A 723-nucleotide genomic window follows, 5' to 3' on the forward strand; every position below is an offset into this window, starting at 1 on the left:
CAAATGCTAGAGAAATCGCGTTGCCGTTATTGATTTGATTGAACAGGAACGCGTCTGATGGCTCTAGGCAGTAACCACAAACAACGCCAGGGTGTAGGTTGCAAGACATCAATGCACCTTGGCCAGTACCACAACCAGTTACCACGAAGTCCACAGCTTTTGAGTTCAGCAGAATGCTCGCCATGATACCTAGGTGAATGTAAGTTAGGTGATGGTCGTTTTCATCCGTCATACCAACGTTGAAAACATCGTGACCAAGGCCACCTGCTACTGAGTTAAGCTCACCAGCCACCATTGCGTTTTTCGCTGCTTGGCTGTTTTCCATCATTAGTGCAATTTTCATGTGTTACTCCTGCGGAAACTCCGCATTCAAATTTCAATTCTTAAACAAAATCTTTGCGCATTGGGGTGAAAGTATCGATAAGTACACCCGCTTTCAGACAAACGCAGCCATGCTCAATGTTTGGTTCTTTGTACATAGTATCGCCCGTTTTGACGATTTTTTTCTCATCACCGATGGTGAATTCAAACTCACCAGAAAGCACGTAAGTCAGCTGCTCGTGCGGGTGTGAGTGCATCGCACCAATTGCACCTTCTTCAAAGTGCACTTCTACCGACATCATGTTGTCGCTGTGTGCCAGTACTTTGCGTGAAATCCCTTCGCCGAGATCTTCCATCGGAATGTCTTGGTTAAATACGAACATGGTTCACCTAATAACTTGA

Annotated in this window: 2 protein-coding genes; both read right to left on the reverse strand. The window is 45.5% G+C overall.

Translation table 11 applies throughout. The features are described from left to right. Positions 1-343 (reverse strand): RpiB/LacA/LacB family sugar-phosphate isomerase (locus tag R7Q46_RS26940; protein WP_318078199.1); only part of this gene is annotated, 343 nt, incomplete at its 3' end. Between the two features lie 40 nt (positions 344-383). After that, on the reverse strand, positions 384-704 hold the full coding sequence (locus tag R7Q46_RS26945) for a cupin domain-containing protein (protein WP_005467181.1): 321 nt from the start codon (positions 702-704) through the stop codon (positions 384-386). Between the last annotated feature and the right edge of the window lie 19 nt (positions 705-723).

Source organism: Vibrio sp. 811, from assembly GCF_033339195.1.

Coding starts and splice junctions, on each gene's coding strand:
- R7Q46_RS26945 (WP_005467181.1), bottom strand. CDS start 704: ATGTTCGTATTTAACCAAGACATTCCGATGGAAGATCTCGGCGAAGGG.